Below are 6,752 nucleotides of genomic sequence, written 5' to 3' on the forward strand. Positions count from 1 at the left end.
CGACGACACCGCCGCCGATCACGGCGATGTCGACCGCGTCGCGCCGGGTCATGCGCTGCGCCTGCCGTCGTCGGCGCGGCACAGCGCGGGCACGTCGCCGCGATAGCCCATCGCACCGCCCACCAGCCAGGCCTGCAACCAGGACGGATGATCGAGTGACAGCAACGCGAGCGAACGGAGCGGACGCAGCAGCGTTCCGGGTGCGATGCCGACGCGCAGCAGCCCATCCGAGAACGCGAGGGTGCGTCGTCGGTCCTCGCTGCGTCGGTCCACGTAACGCTGCAGCACGCTGCCGTGCCCGATCGCTGCTTGTCCGCCCTCGCCCAGCGCGACGGCGATTTCTTCCGCCAGCGTCAGCGCGTCGCGCAGGCCGAGGTTGAAACCCTGAGCGCCGAGCGGATGAATCGTCTGCGCCGCATTGCCGACAAGCACGGCGCACGGCGCGATGACGCGGCGCGCAATCACGCGGCGCCCCGCGTAGCGGCTGCGCTCGCCGCAGGCCAGCAGGCGTCCGTGGCGCCAGCCCAGTCGCGACTGCAGTCGCGCGAGGAACGCGTCTTCGTCGAGCGCCTGCACCGCATCGGCCTCGTCGTCGGCGACGCCATGCACGAGGCCGAAATGGCGGTCGGCACGCGGCAGCAACGCGGTGGGGCCGTGGTCGGTCAATCGTTCGTAGGCGGTGCCATCCGGCGCGCGCCCGGTGCGCAGGCGCGCGACGAACAACGCATGCCCGTACTCGTGCGAATCGGCCTCGATGCCGAGCGACGTGCGCAACGCGCTGGCCGTGCCGTCCGCCCCGACCACGAGCGGCGCGGCGAGCGTGATCGTTTCGCCGCCCTGGTCGAGCACGACGCTACGCAGCGCGCCGTCCATCGATGTCGACATCAGCCGCGCGGGCCGATATCGCGTGAGCCGTGACATCCGCTCCAGCCGTGCCTCCAGCGCCTGGCCGAAGTCCCGCGCGACGACGACCTGGCCGAACTCGGTGCGCCCGTAGCGCGTGGCGTCGAGCCGCGCCTGCCCGAAATCCCCCGCGCGCGTCACCACGATGCGGCGGATCGGGCCGCCGTGCGCCTCCAGCGCCTGCATCACGCCGAGCGCGGTCAGCGCGTTGATCGTGGCTTCGGCGAAGGACAGCGAGCGCTCGTCGAATACAGGCGGCAGTTCGCCCGCGGCCGCGGCGTCGACCAGCGCGATGTCGAGCCCGAGCGGCTCCAGCGCGAGCGCGAGGCTGGCACCGACCAAGCCGCCTCCGACGATGACCAGGTCGTGCATGCGCGGGGCGACGGCGTTCATGCGGCAATGATACGGCCTGCCCCGACGGGCTCCGCTAGAATGCAGGACTCGCCGGTGCTCGCGCCGGCCCCGTTTTCCGGAGCGACCGATGACCCCCACTGCCCAGCGCACCCTGATCCTCACGTTGCTCGCCGCGCTGATGGCGGCGACGCGCATCAATCATTTCGCGCCCGTGCCGGACGCGTCGTGGGCGGTGTTCTTCCTCGGCGGCGTCTACCTGTCCGCCTGGACGCGCTGGGCGTTTCCGCTGCTGATGGCCCTCGCTGTCGCCGTCGACTATGCGGTGATCAGCAGCACGGGCACCAACTTCTGGCAGCACTACTGCGTGTCGCCGGCCTACTGGTGCCTGGTGCCGGCGTACTTCTCGATGTGGGCGGGCGGCATGTGGCTGCGCAGCCGCGGCATCGCGCTCAACCTGCGCACGCTCGGCCTGGCCGGCGCGTCGCTGGTGACCGCCGCCGCGGTCTGCCAGCTCATCGCACAGGGCAGCTTCTACTGGGTCTCGGCTTCGGTCGCGTCACCGACGCTCGCGGGCTGGTGGCAGAACTACATCGACTGGCTGCCCGGCTACCTGACGACGGCCAGCGCATACGTCGCCGTCGCCGCGGTGGTGCACGTCGCCGCGACGTCGCTCGCGCGCGGCGGAGCGGACGCCGTCGCGACGCGCTGATGGGCAATCGCCTTTCGAAGATCTACACGCGCACCGGCGACGACGGCTCGACCGGGCTCGGCGATGGCACCCGTACCGGCAAGGATTCGCCGCGCGTCGATGCCTACGGCACGGTCGACGAGGCTAATTCATGCATCGGCCTGGTGCTCGCCGCCGGGTTGCCGACGGAGATCGCGCACCTGCTGACGTCGATCCAGCACCAGATGTTCGATCTCGGCGGCGAGCTGTGCATTCCCGGCCACGCGGCGATCGTGGACGCCGACGTCCAGCGGCTGGAAAGCGAACTGGACCGCTTCAACGACCCGCTGCCGCCGCTGAAGGATTTCATCCTGCCCGGCGGCGGCGAGGCGGCGGCGCGCTGCCACGTGGCACGCACCGTCGTGCGTCGCGCCGAGCGCGAATGCGTGGCGCTGTCGCGCGTGGAAGTCGTGCGTCCCGAAGCGATCCGTTATCTCAACCGGCTCTCGGACCTTCTGTTCGTGCTCGCCCGCGTGCTGGCCCGCTCGAGCGGGCATGGCGAAGTGATCTGGAACCACGAGCGGCGCCACGGTTGACCGGCCCGCTCCGCGCGGCCCAACGCGCGCCGGCGTCGCAAACGGTGACCGGCGCGAATGCGCCGCGGCGATAAGCGGCAGACACCGTGACCCCACCGCCTTTCGCCCCGGCGAGCGCGCGCCATCGATGACAATCAGCGGATGACCGACGCGCTACCCCTGCTGCTCCTCACCCATCCGGCCTGCGCGGCGCACACCGTGCCCGCCGGCCATGCCGAGCGCCCCGAACGGCTTGCGGCCGTCGTCGACGCGATTCGCGACACCTATCCCGACCTGCCATGGGCGCAGGCGCCGCTGGCGACGCGAGGGCAGCTCGCGCGCGTGCACGATGACGCGCTCATCCGCCAGGTGCTGGACACGCCGGTCGCCTCCGGCCACGTGCAGCTCGATCCCGACACGTTCCTGTCCCCAGGCGCCGCCGAGGCCGCATTGCGCTGCGCGGGCGCCGGCGTGGCGGCCGTCGACGCCGTGCTTTCCGGTCGCGCGCGACGCGTGTTCTGCGCGGTACGTCCGCCGGGTCATCACGCGACCCGCGACACCGCGATGGGCTTCTGCTTCTTCAACTCGATCGCGGTCGCCGCGGCGCACGCGCTCGACGCGCACGGGCTGTCGCGCGTGGCGATCGTCGACTTCGACGTGCACCACGGAAACGGCACGCAGGCGATCTTCGAGGCCGATGCGCGCGTGGTCTTCTGCAGTTCGCACCAGTTGCCGCTCTACCCCGAAACCGGCCACGCCGACGAGCGCGGGATCGGCAACGTGTACAACGCGCCGCTGACCCCGGGTACCAGCAGCGAAGGCTTCCGGCGCGCATGGAGCGAAATACTGCTGCCGGCGCTCGACGCGTTCGCGCCGCAGCTCATCCTGGTTTCAGCGGGTTTCGACGCGCACCAGCGCGATCCGCTTGCGCAGCTCGACCTCGACGCGGTGGATTACCTGTGGATCACCGGCCAGCTGCGCGAGATCTCGCGTCGTCATTGCGAGGGCCGAATCGTGTCGATGCTGGAAGGCGGCTACGACCTGCAGGCGCTGGCCGAAAGCGCGGCGGCGCACGTCGGTGCACTCGTGGCCGATGGCGCGAGCTGGTAACCGCTTCGGTCTGACCACGAAGCAGCGGCAAGTGCGCTAGCGCGAGCCCGCGGCCATGAGCGTCTCGACCTCGTCGGCCGAACGCGCGAGCGCGTCGGTGAGCACGCGCGGGCCGTTCTTCGTCACCAGCACGTCGTCTTCGATGCGAATGCCGATGCCGCGCCACTTGGCATCCACGGTGCGGTCGGCGGCGTCGATGTAGAGGCCGGGCTCGATGGTGAACACCATGCCGGGCTCCAGCACGCGCGACTGACCATCGACGCGGTAGTCGCCGACATCGTGCACATCGAGCCCGAGCCAGTGGCCGGTCTTGTGTCGATAGAAGCGCTTGTAGCTGCCGTCGGCGATGACGCTTTCGAGCTTGCCCCGTAGCAGGCCGAGCCGCAGCAGGCCCTCGGCGAGCGTGCGTACCGCGGCGCCGTGCAGGGAATCCCATGCCTCGCCCGGCCGTGCCTTCGCGAGCGCGGCCGTTTGCGCATCGCAGACCAGGTCGTGCAGTGCGCGCTGCGGCGCGCTGAATCGGCCGCTGACCGGAAACGTGCGCGTGATATCGGCCGCGTAGCCATGCACTTCAGCGCCTGCGTCGACCAGCACCAGGTCACCGTCGCGCGCGGTCGCGCTGTTCGCGCCGTAATGCAGCACGCAGGCGTTGGCACCGGCACCGACGATCGAGTTGTAGGCCGGCACCGCCGCGCTGCGCCGGAACACGTATTCGATTTCCGCCTGGATTTCGTACTCGGTGATGCCCGGCCTCGCCGCGCGCATCGCCGCCTGGTGCCCCGCGACACTGACGTCCGCCGCCTTCTGCATGAGCTTCAATTCGCCGGCATCCTTGAACAGGCGAAGCTCGTCGAGCAGGTGGCCAAGTTCTAGGAATTCGTGCGGCGGTTGCGCGCCGCTCCGCACCTGCGCACGCACGCGGTTGAGCCAGCCGATCAGCTTGAGGTCGAAGTCGGCGTCGCGACCGAAGTGGTAGTAGACGCGCGTGCGGCCTTCGAGCAGGCCCGGCAGGATGTCGTCGAGATCGGAGATCGGATACGCATCGTCGACGCCGAACACGTCGACCGCACCCTCGGGCCCGGCGCGCGGGCCGTCCCAGCCTTCGCGCTCGGGATCGCGTTCGCGGCAGAACAGGATTGATTCGCCGTGCGCGCGACCCGGGATGAGCGCCAGCACGGCGTCCGGCTCCGGGAAGCCGGTCAGGTAAAGCAGGTCCGAATCCTGCCGATATGGAAAGTGAGTATCGCGGCTGCGTATCCGTTCCGCCGCGGCCGGCACGATCACGATGGCGTCCCCGCCCGCCATGCGCATGAGCTGGCGACGCCGCTTGGCATGGGGCGTGCGCGCAGCAGCGCGGCTATCGGGGGATGATCGAGCCATCGTGGCGATCTTACGGCCTGAAAGCGTCAACGGGCGCCCGCGATTGAGCCGCGGGGCCGGGCAACGCGCGCGCTCAGTTCAGCCGCTGCCGATGTTCTGGCGCGAGCACGCAGTCGCCGTGCATCAGCAGCGCGGCAACGCGCACGAATTCCTCGATCTCCACCAGCGCCTGCTCGTCTTCTTCGTCGCCATCTTCCTGGGGCTGCGCGGCGGCGAGCTTGGCGATGTCGGCGAGCGCCTCGCGGCTTTCTTCGGACAGCGGCGCGTTCGCACCCGACGCCAGCCCGAACGCGCCGACGAAGCCGCGGCACCAGTCGAACAGCGCGCCGCTGCGCTCGGCCAGCGGCTCGTCCGCATCGGGCAGGAGCAGCTCGAACTCGAAGCTGCGGTCGGACAGCTGCGCGGCGGTCGCCTCGCGCAGCCGATCGAGCGGCGAGCCCGACGGCGGCATGGGCAGCGTATCGTCGGCAAGGACATGCGCGAGCCAGGCGGCGGCGTCGCGCCCGCCGCCGCAAAGCCAGCCGCAGAGCGCGCCGTGAAGCTCGTAGGGCGTGGATGCCAGGCCGAAGCGCACGGCTTCGGCATCGATATCGGCGGCGGAAGGAAGGTCGGATTCGGCCACGGGACGTCGGCGCCAGGATCGGGGCGAACGAGTGTAGCAACGCGACCCGTTGGCCCCGGACACGCGGTTGGCACGCGCGATCGACGGTGCCTACACTGCAACACGCTTTCTCCGGCCGCCCCTACCGTGCGTGCCACCCTGACCGCTTGCCTGCGGATCGTCCTCGTGCCGCTGCTCGCGCTGGCGGCGCTCGCCGTGCCTGCCCGGGCAGCCACGCGCGACTTCTATTTCGAACGGATCGGCAGCGAGCGCGGCCTCACGCAGAGTTCCGTCGGCGCGATCGCGCAGGATTCGCTGGGCTTCATCTGGGTCGGCACGCAGGGGGGCCTGCACCGTTACGACGGCGAGCGCTACCGCGTCTACCGCCATGACCCCGAGGACGCGGCCAGCCTGCCCGACAGCTTCGTCACCGCACTCGCCGCCGACGAGCGCCCGGTGCTGTGGATCGGCACGTATTCGCAGTACGTCGCGCAGCTCGACCTCCGCACCGGGCGGATCCGCCGCTACGTCGATTCGACGCCCGATCGCCGGGCCGACCGGCAGGTCCTCGCATTGCTGGCCGAGCGCGACGCGGTGTGGGTGGCGACGGTCGCCGGCCTCGACCGTCTCGACGCGGCCACCGGTACGCGTCGGCGCGTCTTCGCCCCACCGGCGCCGTACCGCCCGGGCCAGCCGAACCCACAACTGCTGCGCGACCGCGCCGGCCACCTTTGGTACGCGACCGCTGCCGGGCTCTTCGTGGTCGACTCGAAGGCCCCCGCGCGCGTTGGCGATGCCTCCGCCGCCTATTCGCTGCACGAGGATCGCCAGGGCCGGCTCTGGCTCGGCGGCGAACACGGCCTCGAACGCGTGCGCGACGGGCGACGGGTTCCGGTGTGGCTGGGCGATGCGCCCGGGGCGCCCGCGCAGGTACGCGCGATCGTGCAGGCGCCCGATGGCCGACTGTGGCTGTCGGTCTATCCCCACGGGCTGCGGCGCTTCGATCCGTCCACCGGCGCGGTGGCGGCACTGCGCGAAGACCACGCCGTCGTCGGCGGGCTTCCGGAAGACAGCTTCAATACCCTGCTGGTCGACCGCGGCGGCATGCTCTGGCTCGGCGGCCAGTTCCGCGGCGCGGCGGTCGGCGACCCGCACGGCGCCC

General features: G+C 71.0%; 7 protein-coding genes. 4 read left to right on the forward strand and 3 right to left on the reverse strand.

The window, feature by feature from the left end; genetic code table 11:
* Positions 1–48: 48 nt before the first annotated feature.
* A complete protein-coding gene (gene ubiH / locus FW784_RS11535; RefSeq protein ID WP_149353491.1) occupies positions 49–1,296 on the reverse strand; it encodes a 2-octaprenyl-6-methoxyphenyl hydroxylase in 1,248 nt (415 codons plus the stop codon).
* 88 nt (positions 1,297–1,384) lie between these two features.
* Between ubiH and FW784_RS11540 the strand changes: the two genes are divergently transcribed.
* From FW784_RS11540 to FW784_RS11550, 3 genes are all read left to right on the forward strand, one after another.
* Entirely contained in the window at positions 1,385–1,966 is a 582-nt protein-coding gene (locus tag FW784_RS11540; protein WP_149353492.1) for a hypothetical protein, read from the forward strand.
* Positions 1,966–2,520 carry a cob(I)yrinic acid a,c-diamide adenosyltransferase gene (locus FW784_RS11545; protein ID WP_149353493.1) on the forward strand — a complete coding sequence of 185 codons (555 nt, stop codon included), beginning with the start codon at positions 1,966–1,968 and terminating at the stop codon, positions 2,518–2,520. The genes FW784_RS11540 and FW784_RS11545 overlap by 1 nt, the downstream gene beginning before the upstream one ends.
* A 159-nt stretch (positions 2,521–2,679) precedes the next feature.
* Complete coding sequence (locus FW784_RS11550) at positions 2,680–3,609, forward strand: histone deacetylase family protein (RefSeq protein WP_149353496.1); 930 nt, start codon at positions 2,680–2,682, stop codon at positions 3,607–3,609.
* A gap of 36 nt (positions 3,610–3,645) precedes the next feature.
* Here the strand turns inward: FW784_RS11550 and FW784_RS11555 are convergent, their stop codons facing one another.
* Both FW784_RS11555 and FW784_RS11560 read right to left on the reverse strand, forming a co-directional pair.
* Entirely contained in the window at positions 3,646–4,989 is a 1,344-nt protein-coding gene (locus tag FW784_RS11555; RefSeq protein ID WP_149353494.1) for an aminopeptidase P N-terminal domain-containing protein, read from the reverse strand.
* Positions 4,990–5,062: 73 nt separating this feature from the next.
* Positions 5,063–5,611 (reverse strand): UPF0149 family protein, encoded by a 549-nt coding sequence (locus FW784_RS11560; protein WP_149353495.1) that lies wholly within the window; start codon positions 5,609–5,611, stop codon positions 5,063–5,065.
* Positions 5,612–5,737: 126 nt separating this feature from the next.
* Here FW784_RS11560 and FW784_RS11565 point away from each other — a divergent pair.
* Positions 5,738–6,752 (forward strand): ligand-binding sensor domain-containing protein (locus FW784_RS11565; protein WP_328592727.1); only part of this gene is annotated, 1,015 nt, incomplete at its 3' end.

The sequence above is a fragment of the Cognatilysobacter lacus genome (genome assembly GCF_008274655.1).
In the GTDB taxonomy this organism is placed as follows: Bacteria; Pseudomonadota; Gammaproteobacteria; order Xanthomonadales; family Xanthomonadaceae; genus Cognatilysobacter; species Cognatilysobacter lacus.